18 protein-coding genes and 1 riboswitch are annotated in these 20,954 nt (G+C 60.1%); of the genes, 13 read left to right on the top strand and 5 right to left on the bottom strand.

What is annotated here, in order from left to right; genetic code table 11:
* Positions 1 to 111 precede the first annotated feature (111 nt).
* The 7 genes from aerA (at position 112) to thiH (ending at position 8,813) form a co-directional block, all read left to right on the top strand.
* Positions 112 to 1,575, top strand: coding sequence for an aerolysin AerA (aerA, locus tag ACTG20_RS20785; RefSeq protein ID WP_194494510.1), 1,464 nt, complete (start codon positions 112 to 114; stop codon positions 1,573 to 1,575).
* Between the two features lie 270 nt (positions 1,576 to 1,845).
* Positions 1,846 to 1,958: riboswitch (TPP riboswitch) on the top strand.
* Between the two features lie 280 nt (positions 1,959 to 2,238).
* The gene (gene thiC, locus ACTG20_RS20780; protein WP_111900301.1) at positions 2,239 to 4,230 is read left to right on the top strand and encodes a phosphomethylpyrimidine synthase ThiC; all 1,992 of its coding nucleotides are present in this window, start codon (positions 2,239 to 2,241) and stop codon (positions 4,228 to 4,230) included.
* A complete protein-coding gene (thiE, locus tag ACTG20_RS20775) occupies positions 4,227 to 5,834 on the top strand; it encodes a thiamine phosphate synthase (RefSeq protein WP_439987380.1) in 1,608 nt (535 codons plus the stop codon). Before thiC ends, thiE begins: the two co-directional genes overlap by 4 nt.
* Complete coding sequence (locus ACTG20_RS20770) at positions 5,824 to 6,600, top strand: HesA/MoeB/ThiF family protein (RefSeq protein ID WP_194494499.1); 777 nt, start codon at positions 5,824 to 5,826, stop codon at positions 6,598 to 6,600. The genes thiE and ACTG20_RS20770 overlap by 11 nt, the downstream gene beginning before the upstream one ends.
* Entirely contained in the window at positions 6,597 to 6,803 is a 207-nt protein-coding gene (thiS, locus tag ACTG20_RS20765) for a sulfur carrier protein ThiS (protein ID WP_194494498.1), read from the top strand. Before ACTG20_RS20770 ends, thiS begins: the two co-directional genes overlap by 4 nt.
* Before the next feature lies 1 nt (position 6,804).
* A complete protein-coding gene (locus ACTG20_RS20760; protein WP_194494497.1) occupies positions 6,805 to 7,572 on the top strand; it encodes a thiazole synthase in 768 nt (255 codons plus the stop codon).
* Positions 7,573 to 7,592: 20 nt separating this feature from the next.
* A complete protein-coding gene (thiH, locus tag ACTG20_RS20755; RefSeq protein ID WP_194494509.1) occupies positions 7,593 to 8,813 on the top strand; it encodes a 2-iminoacetate synthase ThiH in 1,221 nt (406 codons plus the stop codon).
* Positions 8,814 to 9,549: 736 nt separating this feature from the next.
* On the opposite strand, the gene ACTG20_RS20750 is transcribed toward thiH, so the two are convergent.
* The 3 genes from ACTG20_RS20750 to ACTG20_RS20740 all read right to left on the bottom strand — a co-directional run bounded on the left by ACTG20_RS20750 (position 9,550) and on the right by ACTG20_RS20740 (position 12,144).
* A complete protein-coding gene (locus ACTG20_RS20750; RefSeq protein ID WP_440008075.1) occupies positions 9,550 to 10,485 on the bottom strand; it encodes an FRG domain-containing protein in 936 nt (311 codons plus the stop codon).
* Positions 10,486 to 11,173: 688 nt separating this feature from the next.
* Positions 11,174 to 11,716, bottom strand: a complete 543-nt coding sequence (locus ACTG20_RS20745) for a GNAT family N-acetyltransferase (RefSeq protein ID WP_194494496.1) — start codon at positions 11,714 to 11,716, stop codon at positions 11,174 to 11,176.
* Positions 11,716 to 12,144, bottom strand: a complete 429-nt coding sequence (locus ACTG20_RS20740; RefSeq protein ID WP_194494495.1) for a GNAT family N-acetyltransferase — start codon at positions 12,142 to 12,144, stop codon at positions 11,716 to 11,718. The genes ACTG20_RS20745 and ACTG20_RS20740 overlap by 1 nt, the downstream gene beginning before the upstream one ends.
* Positions 12,145 to 12,359: 215 nt before the next feature.
* Here ACTG20_RS20740 and ybaK point away from each other — a divergent pair, with 215 nt between their 5' ends.
* Both ybaK and ACTG20_RS20730 read left to right on the top strand, forming a co-directional pair.
* Positions 12,360 to 12,824 carry a Cys-tRNA(Pro) deacylase gene (gene ybaK, locus ACTG20_RS20735; RefSeq protein WP_005336092.1) on the top strand — a complete coding sequence of 155 codons (465 nt, stop codon included), beginning with the start codon at positions 12,360 to 12,362 and terminating at the stop codon, positions 12,822 to 12,824.
* 183 nt (positions 12,825 to 13,007) lie between these two features.
* Complete coding sequence (locus ACTG20_RS20730; RefSeq protein ID WP_194494494.1) at positions 13,008 to 13,892, top strand: ABC transporter substrate-binding protein; 885 nt, start codon at positions 13,008 to 13,010, stop codon at positions 13,890 to 13,892.
* On the opposite strand, the gene ACTG20_RS20725 is transcribed toward ACTG20_RS20730, so the two are convergent.
* Positions 13,886 to 14,770: a LysR family transcriptional regulator gene (locus ACTG20_RS20725; RefSeq protein ID WP_194494493.1), complete on the bottom strand. Its 885-nt coding sequence runs from the start codon at positions 14,768 to 14,770 to the stop codon at positions 13,886 to 13,888. The genes ACTG20_RS20730 and ACTG20_RS20725 overlap by 7 nt on opposite strands.
* A gap of 134 nt (positions 14,771 to 14,904) precedes the next feature.
* On the opposite strand from ACTG20_RS20725, the gene ACTG20_RS20720 reads away from it, so the two are divergent.
* From ACTG20_RS20720 to ACTG20_RS20705, 4 genes are all read left to right on the top strand, one after another.
* Complete coding sequence (locus ACTG20_RS20720) at positions 14,905 to 15,306, top strand: CidA/LrgA family protein (protein ID WP_040069042.1); 402 nt, start codon at positions 14,905 to 14,907, stop codon at positions 15,304 to 15,306.
* Entirely contained in the window at positions 15,299 to 15,988 is a 690-nt protein-coding gene (locus ACTG20_RS20715) for an LrgB family protein (protein WP_005341581.1), read from the top strand. The genes ACTG20_RS20720 and ACTG20_RS20715 overlap by 8 nt, the downstream gene beginning before the upstream one ends.
* A 74-nt stretch (positions 15,989 to 16,062) precedes the next feature.
* Positions 16,063 to 16,962 (top strand): hypothetical protein, encoded by a 900-nt coding sequence (locus ACTG20_RS20710; protein WP_058058661.1) that lies wholly within the window; start codon positions 16,063 to 16,065, stop codon positions 16,960 to 16,962.
* Positions 16,963 to 17,239: 277 nt separating this feature from the next.
* Entirely contained in the window at positions 17,240 to 18,103 is an 864-nt protein-coding gene (locus tag ACTG20_RS20705) for a patatin-like phospholipase family protein (protein ID WP_194494492.1), read from the top strand.
* Positions 18,104 to 18,193: 90 nt separating this feature from the next.
* Here ACTG20_RS20705 and mutS read toward each other — a convergent pair whose 3' ends face one another.
* Positions 18,194 to 20,785 carry a DNA mismatch repair protein MutS gene (gene mutS / locus ACTG20_RS20700; RefSeq protein WP_376787902.1) on the bottom strand — a complete coding sequence of 864 codons (2,592 nt, stop codon included), beginning with the start codon at positions 20,783 to 20,785 and terminating at the stop codon, positions 18,194 to 18,196.
* Positions 20,786 to 20,954 lie beyond the last annotated feature (169 nt).

Here is a 20,954-nt window from a genome sequence, read left to right as displayed (position 1 = left end):
TTGGTGGTTTATTTTATTTGTGTCAGGTTTTGTCGGAGTCCATACCTGTCAAATGAAAAAGGATATTTCTACACAATAACAATTATCGTATGTCTGAAAGAGGGATAAATGATGAATAGAATAATTACCGCCAATCTGGCGTTTTTGGCGTCTTCATTGATGCTCGCTCAGGTGCAGGCGGCTGAACCTGTCTACCCTGATCAGGTCAAGTGGGCGGGGCTTGGCACGGGCGTCTGTGCCAGTGGTTACCGTCCTCTGACCCGCGATGAAGCCATGAGTATCAAGGGTAATCTGGTCAGCCGCATGGGGCAGTGGCAGATCACCGGGCTGGCTGATCGCTGGGTGATTATGGGGTCGGGATATAATGGCGAAATCAAACAGGGCACTGCCGGAGAAACCTGGTGCTATCCCAATTCACCGGTTTCCGGAGAAATACCAACACTCTCTGACTGGAATATTCCGGCGGGTGATGAGGTCGATGTGCAATGGCGGCTTGTCCACGACAATGATTATTTTATCAAGCCAGTCAGTTATCTCGCCCATTATTTGGGATACGCCTGGGTGGGTGGAAATCATAGCCCCTATGTCGGGGAAGATATGGATGTTACCCGGGTTGGCGATGGCTGGTTGATAAAGGGAAATAATGACGGCGGCTGCTCCGGATATCGTTGCGGGGAGAAGAGCTCCATCAAGGTAAGCAACTTCTCATATACCCTGGAACCCGACTCCTTCAGCCATGGTCAGGTCACCGAGAGCGGCAAGCAGCTGGTCAAGACCATCACGGCCAATGCGACCAACTACACGGATCTGCCCCAGCAGGTGGTGGTGACCCTGAAGTACGACAAGGCCACCAACTGGTCGAAGACCGACACCTACAGCCTGAGCGAGAAGGTGACCACCAAGAACAAGTTTCAGTGGCCGCTGGTGGGGGAAACCGAACTGGCCATCGAGATCGCGGCGAGCCAGAGCTGGGCCTCCCAGAAAGGGGGCTCGACGACCGAGACCGTCTCGGTTGAAGCACGCCCCACGGTGCCGCCTCACTCCAGCCTGCCGGTGCGGGTTGCCCTCTACAAGTCCAACATCTCCTACCCCTACGAGTTCAAGGCCGAGGTCAATTATGACCTGACCATGAAGGGCTTCCTGCGTTGGGGCGGCAATGCCTGGTATACCCATCCGGAGAATCGTCCGACCTGGGAGCACACCTTTGCCGTCGGCCCGTTCCGCGACAAGGCAAGCAGCATTCGCTACCAGTGGGACAAGCGTTATATCCCGGGTGAAGTGAAGTGGTGGGACTGGAACTGGACCATCAGTGAGTATGGTTTGTCGACCATGCAGAATAACCTGGGTCGTGTGCTGCGCCCGATCCGTTCGGCGGTGACCGGTGACTTCTATGCCGAGAGCCAGTTTGCCGGCGATATCGAAATCGGTCAGCCCCAGACCCGTTCCGCGAAGTCTGCCCAGTTGCGCAGTGCCTCTGCCGATGAGGTGGCGCTTACCGGTGTGGATCTGGACAGCGAGGCGCTTGCTAACGAAGGGTTTGGCAACGTATCCCTGACCATAGTTCCGGTTCAATAACCTCCCTCGCAGGCCCCTTTCATAGGGGCCTGTTTCTGTTCCGCGCAAGACGATGCACTTGCCCTGCGCCCCTCGATTTTCCCTCTTTTTCTCCTCTTGTCCCTGAGTGAGCACAGCGGGAACCTGTGGTGTGCCAAGGTGATGCCAACGCAGGTTTGACCTCTGTTTGGGGTGGCCCCGTGAGCGAGCATCGTTCACTCATTTGTTGCAAGAGGCGTGTTGGCCAGATTGTTAACGGCTTGTGCTTTAGATTTTCCCCCTTATACTGGCGCCATCTTGTCGGAGTGCTGACCGTCGAACGACGCGAAGCTGAGACCGTTAATTCGGGATCCGTGGAACCTGATCAGGTTAAAACCTGCGAAGGGAACAAGGGTAACTTGCGGGTTACCGCGCCGGAGGAGGAACAAGCCTCTTCTGCTCATCGAAGGGCTCACCCTTGATGGGTCAGGGCGCACAGGAGGGAGTCTGTCCCGTCCGGTTTTCCTGCACGTGGGGCGCCTTGCCCACAGCGTGCAGAGAGCGGGAAGTGGCAGAACAGCAGCGCGGAGATCCATCCCGCACGCACTCCCTCCCGAGATAAACACCCCGCCGCAAGTTCATCTTCTCCTCGAACTCCAGACAAGCAAACACCCATAACTTCAACCAGTTAATGTGAGTTTTGCTATGTCTACTTCTGTATCTGATACCACCAAATCCAGCCGCCGCGAGCAGCGCTCCAGCGCTCAGGCCTTTATCGACAGCCTCAAGGGGATGGCTCACCCCAACTCCCGCCGCATCTTTATCGAAGGCTCCCGCGCCGATATTCGTGTTCCCCTGCGGGAGATCCAGCTGGCCGATACCTTCGTCGGCGGCACCAAAGACGATCCCAAGTTCGAACCCAACGAACCGATCCCGGTCTACGACACCTCGGGCCGTTACGGGGAGGAGGGGGTCGCCATCGACGTGCGCCGTGGCCTGCCGCGCCTGCGGGAGAACTGGGTGCTGGAGCGCGATGACACCGACGAACTGCCGGGGCTCAGCTCCACCTTCACTCAGGAACGGCTGGCCGACGAGGGGCTGGATCACCTGCGCTTCGAGCACTTGCCAAAGCCGCGCCGCGCCAAGCCGGGTCGCCGGGTCACCCAGCTCCACTACGCCCGGGCCGGTATCGTCACCCCTGAGATGGAATTTATCGCCATTCGCGAGAACATGGGGCGCGAGCGGGTGCGCTCCGAGCTCCTGCGCACCCAGCATCCGGGCCGCGATTTCGGTGCCCGTTTGCCCCAGAACATCACCCCCGAATTTGTGCGCGATGAGGTGGCCGCCGGTCGCGCCATCATCCCCAGCAACATCAACCACCCGGAAGCGGAGCCGATGATCATCGGCCGCAATTTTCTGGTGAAGATCAACGCCAACATCGGCAACTCGGCGGTCACCTCCAGCATCGAAGAGGAGGTGGAGAAGCTGGTCTGGTCGACCCGCTGGGGCGCTGACACCGTGATGGATCTCTCCACCGGCCGCTACATCCACGAGACCCGCGAGTGGATCCTGCGCAACAGCCCTGTGCCCATCGGTACCGTGCCCATCTATCAGGCGCTGGAGAAGACCAACGGCATCGCCGAAGACCTCACCTGGGAGCTGTTCCGCGACACCCTGCTCGAACAAGCCGAGCAGGGGGTGGACTACTTCACCATCCATGCCGGCGTCCTGCTGCGCTTCGTGCCGATGACCGCCAAGCGCCTCACCGGCATCGTGTCGCGCGGTGGCAGCATCATGGCCAAGTGGTGCCTCTCCCACCATAAAGAGAACTTCCTCTATCAGCACTTCCGCGAAATCTGCGAGATCTGCGCCGCCTATGACGTTGCCCTGTCGCTGGGCGACGGTCTGCGTCCGGGCTCCGTCTATGACGCCAACGACGAGGCCCAGTTCGCCGAGCTGCGCACACTGGGCGAGCTGACCAAAATCGCGTGGGAGTACGACGTACAGGTGATGATCGAGGGGCCGGGTCATGTGCCGATGCACATGATCGAGCGCAACATGACCGAGCAGCTAGAGCACTGCCACGAGGCGCCCTTCTATACGCTGGGCCCGCTCACCACCGACATCGCGCCGGGTTACGATCACTTCACCTCCGGCATCGGTGCCGCGCTCATCGGCTGGTATGGCTGCGCCATGCTCTGCTACGTCACCCCCAAGGAGCATCTGGGGCTGCCCAACAAGGAGGATGTGAAGCAGGGGCTGATTACCTACAAGATCGCCGCTCACGCCGCCGATCTGGCCAAGGGGCACCCGGGTGCCCAGATCCGCGACAACGCCATGTCCAAGGCGCGCTTCGAGTTTCGCTGGGAGGATCAGTTCAATCTGGCGCTGGATCCCGATACCGCTCGTGCCTACCACGACGAGACCCTGCCGCAGGAGTCCGGCAAGGTGGCCCACTTCTGCTCCATGTGCGGGCCCAAGTTCTGCTCCATGAAGATCACCCAGGACGTGCGCGACTACGCAGCCAAGCTTGAAGCGGTGGAGATCAAGCTGGTCGGCATGGATGGCCAGCAGGAGCAGGTGGTGGCTCAGGTGGAGAGCGGCATGGCTCGCATGGCCGAGACCTTCAAGGAGACTGGCGGCGAGATCTACCATCAGGCAGCGGCGCTGAAACAGGCCGCAGGGGAGGAGGCGTGAGCAGCGCAAGCGGGGCTGTCAGCCCCGTCGACCTGTCGCCCGTGACCGACTCCCGCCCAGTTGTCTGGACCATCGCCGGTTCCGACTCCGGCGGCGGCGCCGGCATTCAGGCCGACTTGCACACATTGCACGATCTTGGCGTGCACGGCTGCTCCGTCATCTCTGCCATTACCGCCCAGAACTCGGTGGCGGTGAAGATGGTCGACCCCGTGCTGATGCAGACCTTCACCGCCCAGATCGACGCCCTCGGCGTCGATCTGCCGCCCGCCGCCATCAAGATCGGTCTGCTGCCGACCCGGCTTCACGTCGAGGTGCTGGCCCGTCGACTGGCGGCCATAGAGGCTCCCTTCGTGGTCTACGACCCGGTGGCCATCGCCAGCAGCGGCACCCCGATGGCGGAGCCCAATATGCTGGAGGCGGTGCGCGAACAGCTATTGCCGCGCCTCTCCTTGATCACCCCCAACGGCCCCGAACTGGAAGCCCTGACCGGCATTCCCGCGACCAGCCCTGTGCTGGTGCGCCTCGCCGCCCGCCGTCTGCGCGAACTCGGTGCCCGCGCCGTGCTAGTGAAGGGGGGGCATCTGGAGTGGAGCGGCGATCTCTGTCTCGACTACTACCAGGATGAGCAGCGTGAATTTTGGCTCGCCGCGCCGCGCCTGAATACCCGCCACGGCCATGGCACCGGCTGCTGTTACGCCAGCGCCATCGCCGCCGTGGTGGCGCAGGATTATCCGGTGGAGGACGCCATCACCCTCGCTCGCGCCTACTTGCAACAGGGGCTGGCTGTGGCGCAAGGAGTAGGGGCAGGCCCGGGGCCCATCGCCCATCTCGGCTGGCCCGCCGATCTGGCTCACTTCCCCCGCGCCGTATTGGCGGGTTCAACCCTCGATCGCCGCTTCGGGCTTTATGAGACAAGCAGCGCCCGCCTGCCGCAGGGCCCCTTCGCGCCGACTGAACACAGCCTCGGTCTCTATCCGGTGGTGGACTCGGTCAAGTGGCTGCGCCGCCTGCTGGGGCAGGGGGTCAAGACCATCCAGCTGCGGATCAAGAATCTGCCCGCCGCTCAGGTAGCACCGGCCATTCGCGATGCGGTAGCGCTCGGTCGCCGCCATGGGGCACGACTCTTTATCAACGACTACTGGCAGCAGGCCATCGAGGCGGGTGCCTGGGGCGTGCATCTGGGTCAGGAGGATATGGAGACCGCCGATCTTGCCACCATTCAGGCCGCCGGACTGCGCCTTGGCATCTCCACCCACGGCTACTTCGAGCTGATGCGGGCCCGCGAGCTGGCCCCCTCCTATATCGCGCTGGGCCATATCTTCCCGACCAACACCAAGGCGATGCCTTCGCGTCCGCAGGGGCTGGTGCGGCTGCATCGCTACCGCGCCCTGATGGCGGAGTGGCCGACGGTGGCCATCGGTGGCATCAGCGAGGAGCGGGTGGCGGCGGTCAAGGCAAGCGGGGTCGGCAGTATCGCGCTGGTCTCGGCCATCACTGCCAGCGACGACTGGCAGGGGGCGACCGAGCGGCTGCTGGCGGCCGTGGGGGCAGGGGATGAGCCGAGCTCGGCCACTGCCATAAGGGAGGTGGAACATGCACTCTGATGAGGCGTCTCTTAGTGACAAAGAGTACCTGAGATACGGCCGCCAGCTGATGCTGGCGGAAGTGGGTGAAGAAGGGCAGGCACGGCTGAAAGATAAGTCCGTGCTGATCGTTGGCCTTGGCGGGCTCGGCTCGCCGCTGGCCCTCTATCTGGCCGGGGCCGGGGTGGGCACCTTGTGGCTGGCCGATGGCGACACGGTCGACTCCAGCAACTTGCCGCGCCAGATCCTGTTCGATAGCGAGGCGGTCAACCACTCCAAGGCCGAGCTGGCCCGCGAGCGCCTGGCTGCCCACAACCCGCTGGTGGAGCTGATTGCCATCAACCAGCGGCTCGATGCCGCCAGCCTGCCGGAGTTTGTGGCCGAGGTGGATCTGGTGATCGACTGCTGCGACAACCTCGCCACCCGCCATGCCATCAACGCCGCCTGCGTGGCTCAGGGCAAGCCCTGGATCTCCGCCGCCGCAGTGGGGTGGCAGGGGCAGCTGATGGCGCGCACCAGCAGTGAGCACGCCTGCTACGCCTGCCTCTATCCGCTGGATACCAAGGTGAGCCAGAGCTGCGAGACCAGCGGCGTCACCGGTCCGCTGGTCGGGGTGATGGGCTCCTTGCAGGCGCTGGAGGCATTGAAACTGCTGCTCGGGATACCGAGTCCGGTCGCTGGCACATTGCGCCGCTTCGATGCTTTGACCCATCAGTGGCAGACCCTCACTCTGGCCCCCGATCCCGATTGCCCGGTTTGTGGCTTGAACAAGGAGATCACCCCATGACCTTGACCATTCGACTCAACGATAAAGCCCAGCCGCTGGCGGCAGGGCAGAGTGTGGCCGACCTGCTGGCGGCGCAAGAAGTTAATCCACAGGGAGTGGCGGTGGCCCTTAACGGCGCCGTGCTGCCCCGTGGCCGCTGGGCCGAGACCCGTCTCAATGACGGGGACGAAATTCACCTCTTTACCGCCATTGCGGGAGGCTGACATGCTGAAAATTGCCGATCACTCCTTCTCATCGCGTCTCTTTACCGGCACCGGCAAGTTTGCCCGTCCGGATCTGATGGCCGCCGCCATCGAGGCGAGTGGCTCCCAGCTGGTCACCATGGCCATCAAGCGGCTCGAACCGGGCAAGGCCCACGACGATATCCTGAGTCCCTTGCTGCAGCTCGGGGTCAAGCTGCTGCCCAACACCTCCGGCGCCAAGACCGCCGCCGAGGCGGTGTTTGCCGCCCATCTCGCCCGCGAGGCGCTGGGGACGAACTGGCTGAAGCTGGAGATCCACCCCGATCCTCGTTACCTCTTGCCCGATCCCATCGAGACGCTGAAAGCCGCCGAGCAGCTGGTGAAAGAGGGCTTTGTGGTGCTGCCCTACTGTGGCGCCGACCCCGTGCTCTGCAAGCGGCTTGAAGAGGTGGGCTGCGCCGCCGTGATGCCGCTTGGCGCGCCCATCGGTTCCAATCAGGGGCTGGTGACCCGGGAGTTTCTCTCCATCATCGTCGAGCAGGCCAATGTGCCGGTGGTGGTGGATGCGGGCATAGGTGCGCCGAGCCACGCCGCTGCCGCCTTTGAACTAGGGGCCGATGCCGTGCTGGTCAACACCGCCATCGCGGTGAGCGGCGACCCGGTCGCCATGGGCCGCGCCTTTGCACTGGCCTGCACCGCCGGTCGCAGCGCCTATGAAGCCGGTCTCGGCGCCCGTGCCCTGCAGGCGCAAGCCTCCAGCCCGCTCACCGATTTTCTGGGGGCGTTATGAGTCATGAAACAGGGGCGATCATGAACATCTCCCCCTTGCCCCAAGGGCAGCCAGAGGTTTGCCCCCCTCTCCCTCTGGGAGAGGGGCTGGGGGTGAGGGCGCCGGGGGTGAGGGCTAAGGGGCCTACCTTTCTCGACCGATGGCAGGAGCTGGAGTGGGACGATATCGGCATGCAGATCCGCGCCAAGACCGCCGCCGATGTAGCGCGGGCGCTGGGTTCACCCCGCCGCACTCTGACCGATTTTATGGCGCTGATCTCCCCAGCCGCCGAGGCGTACCTGCCACAGATGGCGGCCGAGGCCGAGCGGCTGACCCGCCAGCGTTTTGGCAACACCATCGGCTTCTATGTGCCGCTCTATCTGTCGAACCTCTGTGCCAACGACTGCACCTACTGCGGCTTCTCCATGAGCAACCGCCTCAAGCGCAAGACTTTGAATGCAGAGGAGATTGAGCGAGAGTGTCTGGCCATCAAGGCGCGTGGTTTTGACAGCGTGCTGCTGGTGACCGGCGAGCACGAGCACAAGGTGGGGCTCGCCTATTTTCGGCAGGTGTTGCCCATCATCCGCCGCCACTTCAGCACGGTGGGGATGGAGGTGCAGCCCCTCTCGCAGGCCGAATATGCCGAGCTGAAAAGCCTCGGCCTCGACGCCGTCATGGTCTATCAGGAGACCTACCACGCCCCCACCTACGCCCGCCACCACCTGCGCGGCAACAAGCGGGACATCGCATGGCGCCTCGCGACGCCGGATCGGCTGGGCCGCGCCGGTATCGACAAGATAGGGTTGGGGGCGCTCATCGGCCTCTCTTCGGACTGGCGCGCCGACAGCTACTTTGTCGCCGAGCATCTGAGCTGGCTTGAGCGCCACCACTGGCAGAGCCGCTACTCGCTCTCCTTCCCGCGCCTGCGCCCCTGCACCGGCGGGCTGGAGCCTGCCGTCATCATGTCGGATCGCCAATTGGCCCAGCTTATCTGTGCCTGGCGCCTCTTCTCGCCCACGCTGGACTTGTCGCTCTCGACACGCGAGTCGGCCACCTTTCGCAACGGCGCGGTGCGCCTTGGCATCACCCAGATGTCTGCCGAGTCGCGCACCCAGCCGGGGGGCTATGCCGAGGGGGATAAAGAGGAGCTGGAGCAGTTCGCCATCCACGACGATCGCCCGGTGGGGGAAGTGGCCGCCGCCGTGCGGCAGGCGGGGTTGCAGCCGGTGTTTAAAGATTGGGAGCCATTTTTGGGTCGTTAACGACGTTTACACCTGTGGTAACAGACAGCGGCAAGCAGATCGGAGGGGCTGATCCCCACCACTGCTTGCCGCTTTGCTTTGTTTGCTCCAACAGGATTGTTTCGTTGGTGTGACGATGATTCTTGATATCGTTTCGCCAGTGCAAAAATCGTGGCTGCTGCTCAGCTTATCGAATGGGTCATTGCGACCATAAGCAGTGGCCGATTTGGGGTTAATGGATGGGCCGGTTGCCGCTATGCAGGGCAGAGCGTATCTATGCGAGCAGTTGTAGGGTCGATTAGCCGTCAGGCGTAATCGTCCGCTTTGTGGTGTGTCTGATGGATGGCTCGGCTGCGCCGAGCAGGACGCGAGGCTGTTGGCCTCGAAGGGGTTTTGCCCGCCCTTCGGGCTTGGGCGAGTAACTTTTCTTTGTGTGGCCAAAGAAAAGTCACCAATCGAGCGGCCACCCCCGCCAACCCGACCGCTACGCGGTTTCCCTCGGGTTAGGTGCAAGGTCGGACGGACCGCCGCAGACGGCACATCCCTGTGCTGGCTGCGTCTGCGCCATCATCCCTGATGGCGCTCCTTACCTTGCACCTTCCCCTCGGCGGATTGGAGGAGGAATCAAGATTGTGCCCACCGTCACGTCAAGGAAACTGTAGGAATAATAAGCGAAGCGTAATGCACTGCGGTAGTAAATGTAGAGGTTAAATATATTATGGCTACAACATGATTAATAACACATGCATCATTTGTCTTAATATTTTTCATCATATTTTTTGGCAATTTCCTTGGCTGCCTTTTCTATTCCAGGGTATACAGTGCTCTCGTTTATGTTTAGCTTGTTTAATTGTTTTAATATGACCTCTTTGTTTCTTATATTTATTTTCTGTATGGCAATGTTGCTCAAACCTGTCTCGGGGAGAATGGAGTTATGACCAAATATAAGAAATGAACCTGACTGGGAAGAGATCCTGTCGTTTAAAATCCGTCCTTTAACAAGTAGTATTTTTTCAATGTCATTAGGATTTATTTTGTTTTCGAAATATGACTTCTCATCTTTTATTAGATGAACCAACTGAGAGCAAGGGGGGGATTCATTAAATTCATTTGGTAACATCGCTGTATTCAGAGCATCTTTCATAGGGGTAGCAAGAAGTGCAAGGTTAGATATACAGCTCACTGTGTCAGAGTCAAAGAACTTAATGTTTTCTTTTCCTGTTCTTAATATTATTACTTGTCCATCTATATCACAGCCATCTTTGTCTTTATGTTCTTCAGAACAAGCAAAATACAATGCAACAAGTGGGTTCGATGTAACGTCCAGTAGTCGTGTCGGTAAACCATAATGTTGCATTCTAACTAATTTATCTAGCATGTACTTGTCGGATAGAAATTCAGCAGCTTGTACCGTTAACAACTCTCTTGTCATCTTATCTTCATTCGAGAGGTATCGATAAATTCCATCTCTGTTTTTCCTGAAGAGTGATGGCTCTAACTTATAATTGGAATTAGAGTGACCTCGATAGAAAACTTCGGATAAATCATCGTTGTTGTCATCTTCTTGTGTAGAGAAAACGATACTGAGAAATGATTCTACACTATCTACGAAGATTGTATTTGAGGTTTGTACTGGTGGAGGAGGAATAATTTCTAAATTAGACTTGAGTTCTTCTAATCCCAGTTCATTCAAAACATCTGACAGCCCTTTATCTTTAACGGACCAATGGGTTCTGTGTAGCCCAAAAGAACCTGTTCCTAATATTTTCTCATAAGTTTTTGCAGACTCAATGTATACTTTGCCAAAGTCGTTTTCTATTTCGAAGCTGAAAGTGATATCTCAATCTTCAATTTTAAGATTGAAAATCTTTCCCACTCTAACTTTGACGAAGTTTTTAGTTCCCTCTTCACTCAGTTCCGATTCCATTTCAGTCATGAATAAAGCTGGAAGGTTTTCAACGAATGATAATGAATTTTCAGTTATTGGATACAGTCTGTTTGTAATGTCTGTTTGAGTGGACTCTAGAAACCTAGATAAGGGGAAAGATGACGAGCCATGCATATCATAATGCATATTCCATGTTGGTGACTCAACGCTCATAATAAAGTTGAACATAATTTTTTCGCTATCTTTTGAAATGGAATCGTAAAGTTTTCATGTTTGAGTAGTTTTTAAGTCACTTATCAGGGTACGATCTATGGAGGGCTATATGAATCTTTTTTTGTTAAAAGTGTGAGATGCTACAGAGCACGCATTCTCTTGGCACAACAAGAATATGGTAACTCAACCCTTGCAGAGCCGACGATCAGCTTGTGTGAGGTATTTTCAGGGAGACCGCGGTGATAATTGACCCTGTGCTTTGGATTAATCTGCACAGGATTTAGTTTGATGGCGTAAGAGAATAGATATTCGCATCAAGAGGCTGACCATGTAGGAAGATGCGGTTTCTTGCCCGGCACTCAAAGGTAGCCCCGGCGGAGATGGCGACGGCTTCGCTGGCGGTGTTGCCAACCCCCATCACGATCTCCAGCCGAAATAGACCCAACTGCTGAAAGCCAAAGTCACGCAACAGGGCGACCGCCTGTCGGGCTATACCGAATCCTTGGCGGGATTGGCGTACCCAATAGCCAATATTGCCGTAGCGATGATGGGGCGACAGCTGGTTGATTCCTGCGCCACCCAAGAGCTGGCCGGTGGTGGCGCAGAAGATGCCCATGTCAAAGGCGCGTCTCGCCGCACAATCCTGCTCGCAGCTGGTAAACCACTCCAGCGCGCTCTCCCGAGTAAATGAATGGGAGCACCAGCTCATCCATTTACCGACCGTCTCGATCGATTCGTGGGCCGCGCGGACAAACTCGTCGGCATCGTCCGCTTCGAACGGGCGGATCACGATATTGGCATTGGCAAGGCGCGGGAGAGTCATCACTTATCCTGCTTTTTCAGGAAGTAACTGATATGCCCCGGCGGCATATCGGGCAGCTGGCCAAAGACTTCGTAGCCCTGCTTCTGGTAGAAGGGGAGGGCCTGAAAGCTGGTGGTTTCCAGATGGTAGTTGCTGATGCCTTTGCTTTGGGCGTACTGCTCCATGGCGCCGAGCAGGCGGCCGCCCCAGCCGTCGCGGCGGATGCTTTCGTCGATCCAGAGCCAGTCGACGTGCAGCCAGCCCCACTTGATATCGGCGATGATGCCGCCGTGTACCCTGCCCTCTTTATCCTTGATAAAGCTGGCGATCCGCTCGCGCCGAAGTTCGTACAGTTGAGGGCCTGCCTGGCTTACGTTGTAGCCCGTCAGGCCAATGCGCAGCGCTTCAACATCATCGTCCTGAGGCGGTTGGGGTGGGGTGAGTTGCATATGGGCTCCTGCGGTATGGGTTGTGGCGGCAAAGGGTTAAAGCAATACCCGTTTGGACTCTGTCTGGTCAAGTGCTCTGGTCGCTCGCCACCAAGCGTGCATGGTATGGCGGCCAGTCAATGGCCCTTGCAACTTCCATCCCCCTTGCATCACCCCAGAGTGAGGCGCAGACTGTTTGGCCTTGTTTTTATGCGATTCGATTCAAGGCAACCATCATGACTCCTGCCATCAACCTGCTGAAGAAGCTCAAAATCCCCCACAAGCTCTACCCCTATGAGTGCGAAGCCCACGATGATTTCGGCAAGCATGCCGCGACCCAGCTCGGGTTGCCGGAGGCGCAGGTGTTCAAGACTCTGGTTGCCCATCACGACAAGCAGGCGGTGGTGGCCATCGTTCCCTCATCCGGCATGTGCAGTCTGAAGCAGCTGGCCAAGGCGACTGGTCTCAAGAAGGTGGAGATGATGAAACCGGCGGAAGCGGAGAAGCTGACTGGCTACAAGGTGGGCGGCATCAGCCCGCTGGCCCAGAAGAAACTGCTGCCCACTGTGCTCGACGAGTCGGCGCTGCAGTTTGACGAGATCCTGGTGAGCGGCGGCAAGCGCGGTCTCTCGGTAGGGGTGGCGCCGCAGGATATGCTGACGCTGATGAAGTGGATCGCCGCTCCCATCGGCGAAGAGTAGTGCCGGGCACGGTGTGAACCTGCCCTCCGGGCCTGTGGTGGCCCGAGGGCGATGTGTCTCGTGAGGATATCTGCCCGCGTCCCCCTGTTTGTCGTGTTGCTTATCCTCGCACAGGCCGCGCCATGGTTGGGCACCCACGCTCAGGGCTACACTGAAAGTACCCTTTCAGCCAAGGCGCGGTTTATGTCATCCCTGCATCTGCTGGCCGCAGCTCTGTTCTGTATGTTGTCGCTGACCGGAAAGGCGGCCACCCGGTTTACCCATATCAGCCCGGAGAGCGAGCGGGACCCGCGCACCACTTATGATCGGGAGTTGTTGCGGCTCGCCCTCGACAAGACCCGCGACCAGTTTGGCGACTATCTGCTGGAGCCTGCGCCGCCCATGACCAAGGCGCGCGAGCGGGTCAGCATGCAGCTCGACAGCTATCCCAACCTCTTTGTAATGGACAGCTACAGCAGCACCCGCGAGGATCTGGGGCTCGCCTATGTCCGTTTTCCCATCCATCTGGGGATCGTCAGCTACCGCATCTGTTTTGTCAGCCCGCAGCAAAAGGCGGCGGTGAGCAAAGTGACCGACCTCAAGGGGCTGCGGCAGTTCACCTTTGGTCAGGGCAAGGGGTGGCTGGATGTGGATATCCTGCGCTACGCCGGGATGGAGGTGGTGGAAGTGGAGGGGTACGAAAAGCTGTTCAAAATGGTGGCGCGGGGCCGCTTCGATCTCTTTTGCCGTGGGGTGAGCGAGCTGCGCAGCGAGCAGCTTACCCACAAGGAAATGACGGATCTGCTGGTGGATGACGCGCTATTGATCTACTACCCGCTGCCACGGGTTTTCTACACCAATCCCAACAATCGCGAGGCGCTGCAGCGGGTCGAGCGGGGGTTGCAGCTGGCGTGGCAGGATGGCTCGCTACAGGCGCTGTGGCGCAAGAGCTTTGGCCCGGCCATCGCCTTTGCCAAGCTCTCCCAGCGCCGACTGTTGCGGCTGGATAATCCCTTCCTCGACGGGATCAGCTTCGATTACCGCCCCTACTTCTACAATCCGCAGACCGATCGCTTCGGCGATTACTGAGGTGCCTGCCGCTGGCGGCAGAGGGCCAGCCAGGCTTCGGCGGTGCGCGACAGATAGCGCTCGCTCGGCCAGATCACCCCGAGTCGCCAGCTCAATTCGGGCTCCAGCGGCCGCAGCACCAGACCATCCGGGGTCAGCCGGTTGCAGACCGGCTCCGGCAAGAAGGCGACCCCCATGCCGCTGCGTACCATGGCGGTGAGAAAATCCCACTGGCTGCTGCGCGCCGCCACCTGTGGCACAAAGCCCGCCTCCTGACACGCCTGCTCCAACCGCTCGCTCAGGGTAAACGCCCGGGTATAGAGCAGGAAGGGCTCCTCCTGCAGGGACTCCAGCCGCAGCGGCGCCTCGCCATGCCAGCGGGGTTGATCAGGCAACACTACCCGGATCGGGTATTGATCCAGCTCCAGCGCGCTGAGGGCCCCCCCCTCTTTGGTCGGCAGCATGGTGATGGCGAGATCCAGCTCCCCCTCCAGCACCGCCTGTTCGATGCGGCGACCGCCGTACTCCACCAGGGTCAGCTCCACCTTGGGATAGCGGCTGCGGTAGGCGCGGATCAGGTCCGCATAGACGTGACCCACCATGGGGGGAATGCCGAGGGTGAGGCGACCATGTTGCAGGCTCTGCAGATCCGCCAGTTCGGCCTCCAGCTGCTGCATCTCCGCCAAGATGGTCTGGGCACGGTTGAACAGCACCTGGCCGCTGTCAGTCAGGGTGAAGCGGCGCCCTTCCCGGTTGAGCAGGGGCTGGCCCAGCTCCTCTTCGATATTGCGGATCATCTTGCTGATGGTTGGCTGGGTGACAAACAGCTTTTCAGAGGCGCGGGTGAAGCTTTTTTCCCGCACCAGTTCGACAAAATAGCGCAGGGCGCGAATATCCATGGACTCTCTCGACTCGTGTTGGCGGGTGTGGGATAAAGTATGCCTATGCGGCATGAATTCGATAATTTTAATTCATTTCTGGCAGGTTTTGCTCAACCCTATACTGTGAGCCGGTTCACAGAAAGACGATGATCATGAAAGCCCTCTGCTTGCGCTGGTTACAGACTCCCTTCCAGATTGTGTTGCTGGCAGCCATCTGGCTGCTGGCCGATACCGCGGTGCGTACCCTCCATCTGCCGCTGCCCGCCAACCTCACCGGCATGCTGTTGCTGCTGGCCTGCATCCTGCTCGGGGTGGTTAAGGCCGAGTGGTTCAGCGCGGGTGCTCGCTGGCTGCTGGCCGAGATGCTGCTCTTCTTCGTGCCCGCCGTGGTGGCGGTGGTCAACTATCAGGATCTGCTGCTGCAAGAGGGGTGGCGCATCATGGTGGTGCTGCTGGTGAGCACTACGTTAGTGCTCGGCACTACCGCGCTGGTGGTAGACCGGGTCTACCGCCTTGAACTGAAACTGGCCCGCCGGAGTCGTCGTCATGTCTGATACCCTGCTCGGGCTGATCTGTTTCGCCCTTACCCTGCTTTTCTACTACGCCAGCAAATGGCTCTACGGCAAGAAACGCATTCTGCCGCTGATGCCGCTGCTGCTGGCGCCGACCCTGCTGGTGGCCGTGGTGCTGCTGTTCCACATCCCCTATCAGGATTACATGGCGGAATCCCACTGGCTGCTCTGGCTGCTGGGCCCCGCCACCGTCGCCTTCGCGGTGCCGGTCTACGAGAACCGCCAGCTCATTCGTCGCCACTGGTTGTCGCTGTCGGTAGGGGTGGTCGCATCGGTCATCATGGCGGTGGGGAGTACCGTGCTGCTGGCCCGCTGGCTGGATCTCTCCGACATGTTGCAACGCAGTCTGGCGATGCGATCCATCACCACGCCGTTTGCGGTGGAGGCGACCCGCGCCATCGGTGGTCAGAGCGATCTCACTGCGCTGTTTGTTGTGCTGACCGGTGTCATCGGCATGGCGGTGGGGGAGAGCGTGCTCACCGTGCTGGCCATTCGCAGTCGCCTCGGCAAGGGGGCGGGGTTTGGCGCCTCGGCCCACGGTGCCGGTACTGCCAGGGCTTATCAGATGGGTAATGAGGAGGGAGTGGTCTCAAGCATGGTGATGATGATCGCCGGTATGGTGACCGTGCTGCTGGCGCCCCTGCTGGGCCGGATGTTCTGGTAGGCCGGGCTTCCCTTTAGAAGGCGGCTCGTCCCGGCGCTACACTCTAGTGAGCCTGTATTTCCGGGATGAGCAGTATGACCTTTCATCACCTCGCTTCCTGCTTGCTGCTGTGCAGTCTTTCCCTCCTTGCCGCCCCCCTGCGGGCGAGCGACGTCATCACTCATATCAGCCCCGAGAGCGATCGGGACTTGCGTACCCTCTATTTTCGCGATCTGTTGCAGCTGGCGCTGGAGAAGACCCGCGATAGCTTCGGTGACTACGAGCTGCGAACCGCGCCACCGATGAACCGTATCCGGATGCGACAGATTGTGCAGACTCAGCAATACCCCAACCTGTTTGTGGCCGACAGTCTGCGTCCGGCCGCGGAGAGCGAAGCGCTGGATTACGTCCGTTTTCCGGTGGAGCTGGGCATCCTCGGTTATCGCATCTGTTTTGTCAGTCCGCAGCAGGCCGATGCGGTGGCAAGGGTCAATACCCTGACCGAGCTGCAGCAGTTTTTGCACGGGCAGGGCCGTGGCTGGCAGGATGCGGAGATCCTGCGTCATGGGGGATTCAAGGTGCAGGAGATCGATGGTTACGAGCGGCTGTTCAAGCTGGTGGCTCGCGGTCGCATCGACCTCTTCTGCCGCGGTGCCAACGAGCTCTTTATCGAGCAGGAACAGCACAGTGATCTGCCCGGTCTCACCGTGGATCGGCGAGTGGCGCTGCACTATCCCTTCCTCCACCTCTTCTACACCCACAAGGATAATCAGGCCGCCATCCGCCGCCTCTCGGTCGGGCTCAAGCTGGCGTGGCGGGATGGCTCGCTGCAACAGCTCTGGCTGCGCCACTTCAAACCTTCCCTCGAGCAGGCGCAGCTCCCCAAGCGCCTGTTGTTCGAGTTGGCCAATCCGCGCTTGGATAAGGTGGACTTTGATTATCGGGCCTACCACTACAACCCCGTCGACGGGACGTTCGGGCCCGGGCTGCCTTGATCCTGATGGTGCTGTTCCCGGATAAAGGGCCGTCTCTGCCGATGTGCTAAATCATGCCAACAAGGCATGTTTTTTATTATTTAAATTCATTTTTTGAAGGTTGGTGAGCTGCATATACTGGTGGTCGCTTCACGGTTCAGGTTTGCCCTTGCACTGCTTCTGGCTTGCGCAAGTGGCTTGAATCGTCCTGCTGCGGCGTCTTGATGTTCTGCATGAAGGCGTCCATCACTGGGCCGGGATCGATCCCGGCAGGTATTACAGCTGACGGAGCCTTGTTATGTTTAATCCCCACCCTTGCGCCCTGATTGTCGAAGGGGGCGCGATGCGCGGCATCTTTGCCAGCGGCGTGCTCGATGTGTTTGTCGAAAGTCACCACTACCCGTTCGATTTCGTCATGGGCGTCTCGGCCGGTGCCACCAATCTGGTCTCTTATCTAAGCGAGCAGCCGCGCCGCAGTCACCACATCATCACCGAGCTGGCTTGCAGCTCCCGGTTTCTCGATCCCCTGCGTTTCGTCAAAGGGGGCGATCTGGTGGACATCTGCTGGCTGTGGCAAGCCAGTCGCCATCGCTTCCCGCTCGATCTCGAGACCTTCTGCGCCCGCGGCATTCCCTTTTACGCGGTGGCGACCGATGTGGCGAGCGGCAAGGCCATCTATCTGCCGGTGCGGCCCGACAACATGGATGAGGTGCTGACCGCTACCTGCGCTCTGCCGGTGGTGCAGCACGATACCCCCTGCGTCGATGGTCGCCCGATGGCCGATGGCGGCATCAGCGACTCCATTCCGGTGATAGAGGCCTATCGGCGCGGGGCGCGGCGGATGACGGTGGTGCTGTCGGAACCCTGGGGATATCGCAAGAAGCCGGCCCGTTTCTGCTGGATGGTCAAAGCCTTGCTGAAAACCCAGCCTGCACTGGCACAAGCCATGCTGGAGCGGGATCGCGCCTACAACCGAGCACTCGATTTCATCGCCAATCCCCCTGCCGATTGCGACATCGAGGTGATCGCGCCACCGGCCGATTTCATGGTTTCCCGTTTTACCCAGGATCCGGTCAAGCTGGAGTCCGGCTATCTGCAGGGTTACTGGCAGGGGCGCCAGAGTCTGTTACGGGCCAGTGGAGAGGCGCGAGCGGTGGCCTGACTGGTTTGCTAGGTGCTGAATATGATGCGCTGAATATAAAAAGGGGAACCTCGCGGTTCCCCTTTTGCATGCTTGCACGGCAGCCAGTGCTTACAGCATCTGCTTGAGGCGATAGAGCAGGTCCAGCGCCTGACGGGGAGTGAGCTCGTCGGGGCGCACCGCTTCCAGCTCTTCCACCACCGGATGAGACTGCGGGGCGAGAGTCACCGGAGCCGGGCGGTTTTCACCAGCGGCGACCGGAGTGGCACTCTCCAGCTCATGCAGTTTGTGGCGGGCCTGCTGGATCACCGATTTCGGCACCCCGGCCAACGCTGCCACTTGCAGACCGTAGGAGCGGCTGGCCGCCCCTTCCTGCACTGCGTGCATAAAGGCGATGGTGTCGCCGTGCTCCACCGCATCGAGGTGGACGTTGGCCAGCCCGCTCATCAGCTCGGGCAAGCGGGTCAGCTCGAAGTAGTGGGTAGCGAACAGGGTGTAGGCGCCAATCTTGCTCGCTAGCTGTTCGGCACAGGCCCACGCCAGCGAGAGGCCGTCGTAGGTGCTGGTGCCGCGGCCAATTTCGTCCATCAGCACCAGACTGCGGGCGGTGGCGTTGTTGAGGATGTTGGCGGTCTCGGTCATCTCCACCATAAAGGTGGAGCGGCCGGAGGCGAGATCGTCTGACGCTCCGATGCGGGTGAAGATGCGGTCGATGGGGCCGATGCGGGCGCTGTCGGCGGGCACGAAGGCGCCGATATGGGCCAGCAGCACGATCAGCGCGGTCTGGCGCATGTAGGTCGATTTACCGCCCATGTTGGGACCCGTGATGATCAGCATCCGCCGCTCCCGCTCCAGCCGGATAGGGTTGGCGATAAAGGGATCTGTCATCACCTGCTCAACCACCGGATGGCGGCCCGCTTCGATCAGGATCTGATCCTCATCGATGAGGGTCGGGCAGCGATAGTCGAGGGTCTCGGCCCGCTCGGCCAGGTTGGCCAGCACGTCCAGCTCCGCCAGTGCGGCGGCGGAATCCTGCAGATCGCCGAGGTGGGGCAGCAGAGTATCGAGCAGCTCTTCGTAGAGCCGTTTCTCCAGCGCCAGCGCCTGGGACTGGGCGGTGAGTACCTTGTCCTCGTATTTCTTCAGCTCATCGATGATGTAGCGTTCGTTGTTCTTGAGGGTTTGACGGCGGATGTAGTGGGCCGGCACCAGATGGCTGTTGGCGCGGCTCACCTCGATATAGAAGCCGTGCACCTTGTTGTAACCCACCTTGAGGGTGTTGATGCCGGTCAGCAGTTTTTCCCGCTCTTCGATGCGGGCGAGGCTGGCGGTGGCGCCGTTGGCGAGATCCCGTAGCTCGTCCAGCTCCTGATTGAAGCCATCACGGATGACACCACCATCGCGGATCAGCACCGGCGGCACCTCCATCACCGCGCGCTCCAGCAGGTCGAGCAGCTCGGGGAAGGTGCTGGCCCGCTCGGCCAGCTGTTGTACCGCTTCGTGTTCGTTGTCCGCCAGCAGACGCTGCAACTCGGGCAGCTGGGCGAAGGCCTGACGCAGGCGGGTGAGGTCGCGCGGGCGGGCCGAGCGCAGGGCCAAACGAGCCAGCACCCGCTCCACATCCCCCACCTGACGCAGCAGGTTGCCCAGCTCGTCATAGAGGTTCTGCTCGATGAGCTCCTTGATGGTGCTCTGGCGACCTTTCAGGATCACCCGATCGCGGATCGGCTGGTGGATCCAGCGCTTGAGCAGGCGGCTGCCCATGGGGGTAGCGGTGCGATCCAGCACCTCGGCCAGGGTATTTTCATAGCCACCGGCCAGGTTCTGGGTAAGCTCCAGATTGCGGCGGGTGGCGGCATCCATGATGACGGCGTGATCCGGCTGCTCGAGGCGCACGTTGCGGATGTGGGGCAGGGCGGTGCGCTGGGTATCTTTCACATACTGCATCAGGCAGCCAGCTGCGCACAGGGCGGTCTCGCTCTTGTCGACGCCAAATCCCACCAGATCCTGGGTGCCGAACTGCTGGCAGAGCAGCTTGCGAGCGGTGCCCAGCTCGAACTCCCACTCCGGGCGGCGACGCAGGCCGCGGCGACCCTCGATATGGTGCAGGAATTCGAACGATTCCGGGTAGAGCAGTTCGGCCGGATTGGTGCGCTGCAGCTCAGCCAGCAGGGTCTCTTCTTTCTCGAACTGGTTGATGAAGAAGCGGCCGGAGCCGATGTCCATGGTGCCATAGCCGAAGCGGCGGCCATCGTGGTAGACGGCGGCGATCAGGTTGTCTTGGCGCTCGCTGAGCAGCGCCTCGTCGGAGACGGTGCCCGGGGTGATGATGCGAATGACCTTGCGCTCGACCGGCCCCTTGCTGGTGGCGGGATCCCCCACCTGTTCGCAGATGGCGGCGGATTCGCCGAGCTGCACCAGCTTGGCCAGATACCCTTCGATGGCGTGATAGGGCACCCCCGCCATCGGGATGGGGCTGCCAGCCGACTGGCCGCGCTTGGTCAGGGAGATGTCGAGCAGTTGGGAGGCCTTGCGGGCATCGTCATAGAACAGCTCGTAGAAGTCGCCCATCCGGTAGAACAGCAGGATCTCCGGGTTCTCGGCCTTGAGGCCAAGGTACTGCTGCATCATGGGCGTGTGGGCGCTCAGATTGGCGCCGGAAGCGGAGCTTGTGGCGCCGCTGGCTTGGTGTTGTGCGGTCATGTTCTGTTCCAGAAGGGGCCTCTGCGGGCCAGTGTCTGCGGTGATGAGCCTTGAGCTTGATGGCGCCATTCTACACATAAGCGCCGCGACGGGGGAGCGGGTGTTCCGGGCGCAGCTGCTCTGCGCTATTGAAGGCATGACACAGGTGCGGCACCTCACATTGCGGCAG

This window comes from Aeromonas sp. 84A (genome assembly GCF_051919345.1).
Taxonomy (GTDB): domain Bacteria; phylum Pseudomonadota; class Gammaproteobacteria; order Enterobacterales; family Aeromonadaceae; genus Aeromonas; species Aeromonas veronii.
This window is presented reverse-complemented; position numbering and strand designations above follow the sequence as displayed.

What these genes read in the sequence shown, in the direction of transcription:
- ACTG20_RS20745 (WP_194494496.1), bottom strand. Translation starts at nt 11,716, where the DNA reads ATGACTCTCCCGCGCCTTGCCAATGCCAATATCGTGATCCGCCCGTTC.
- thiS (WP_194494498.1), top strand. Translation starts at nt 6,597, where the DNA reads ATGACCTTGACCATTCGACTCAACGATAAAGCCCAGCCGCTGGCGGCA.
- ACTG20_RS20740 (WP_194494495.1), bottom strand. Translation starts at nt 12,144, where the DNA reads ATGCAACTCACCCCACCCCAACCGCCTCAGGACGATGATGTTGAAGCG.
- thiH (WP_194494509.1), top strand. Translation starts at nt 7,593, where the DNA reads ATGAACATCTCCCCCTTGCCCCAAGGGCAGCCAGAGGTTTGCCCCCCT.
- ACTG20_RS20725 (WP_194494493.1), bottom strand. Translation starts at nt 14,770, where the DNA reads ATGGATATTCGCGCCCTGCGCTATTTTGTCGAACTGGTGCGGGAAAAA.
- ACTG20_RS20715 (WP_005341581.1), top strand. Translation starts at nt 15,299, where the DNA reads ATGTCTGATACCCTGCTCGGGCTGATCTGTTTCGCCCTTACCCTGCTT.
- ACTG20_RS20760 (WP_194494497.1), top strand. Translation starts at nt 6,805, where the DNA reads ATGCTGAAAATTGCCGATCACTCCTTCTCATCGCGTCTCTTTACCGGC.
- ACTG20_RS20730 (WP_194494494.1), top strand. Translation starts at nt 13,008, where the DNA reads ATGTCATCCCTGCATCTGCTGGCCGCAGCTCTGTTCTGTATGTTGTCG.
- thiC (WP_111900301.1), top strand. Translation starts at nt 2,239, where the DNA reads ATGTCTACTTCTGTATCTGATACCACCAAATCCAGCCGCCGCGAGCAG.
- mutS (WP_376787902.1), bottom strand. Translation starts at nt 20,785, where the DNA reads ATGACCGCACAACACCAAGCCAGCGGCGCCACAAGCTCCGCTTCCGGC.
- ACTG20_RS20710 (WP_058058661.1), top strand. Translation starts at nt 16,063, where the DNA reads ATGACCTTTCATCACCTCGCTTCCTGCTTGCTGCTGTGCAGTCTTTCC.
- ACTG20_RS20705 (WP_194494492.1), top strand. Translation starts at nt 17,240, where the DNA reads ATGTTTAATCCCCACCCTTGCGCCCTGATTGTCGAAGGGGGCGCGATG.
- ybaK (WP_005336092.1), top strand. Translation starts at nt 12,360, where the DNA reads ATGACTCCTGCCATCAACCTGCTGAAGAAGCTCAAAATCCCCCACAAG.
- ACTG20_RS20770 (WP_194494499.1), top strand. Translation starts at nt 5,824, where the DNA reads ATGCACTCTGATGAGGCGTCTCTTAGTGACAAAGAGTACCTGAGATAC.
- ACTG20_RS20720 (WP_040069042.1), top strand. Translation starts at nt 14,905, where the DNA reads ATGAAAGCCCTCTGCTTGCGCTGGTTACAGACTCCCTTCCAGATTGTG.
- aerA (WP_194494510.1), top strand. Translation starts at nt 112, where the DNA reads ATGAATAGAATAATTACCGCCAATCTGGCGTTTTTGGCGTCTTCATTG.